Raw genomic sequence first — 297 nt, 5'->3', positions numbered from 1 at the left:
GCTGGGGCTACTCCTCGCTGCGCGTACTCACCCTGGACGCCGGTGGTTCACACCTACTTTCCGCAGGTGAGAGCGAATGGATCGTGCTGCCGTTGAACGGCGGCTGTACCGTCCTCGTCGACGGAGAGATCTTCGAACTACGGGGAAGAAACGGTGTGTTCGACGGAGTCAGCGACTTCGTGTACGTACCGCGCGACGCCCACGCCCAGATCGCCTCCGGCGCGGGGCCGTAGCGGGCGGGGAGTCGTCGCTCGCACTTCGCTCCTGCCAGGGCGAAGCGGCCTCCCGCGCCGGAGG

At 67.3% G+C, this 297-nt stretch carries 1 pseudogene; it reads left to right on the top strand.

Annotated features, from left to right (window positions below):
- Window positions 1–227: pseudogene (locus J0695_RS38405) on the top strand (5-deoxy-glucuronate isomerase); the annotation flags it as partial.
- Window positions 228–297: the final 70 nt, after the last annotated feature.

Source organism: Streptomyces beijiangensis (assembly GCF_017315755.1).
GTDB lineage: Bacteria > Actinomycetota > Actinomycetes > Streptomycetales > Streptomycetaceae > Streptomyces > Streptomyces beijiangensis.
This window is presented reverse-complemented; position numbering and strand designations above follow the sequence as displayed.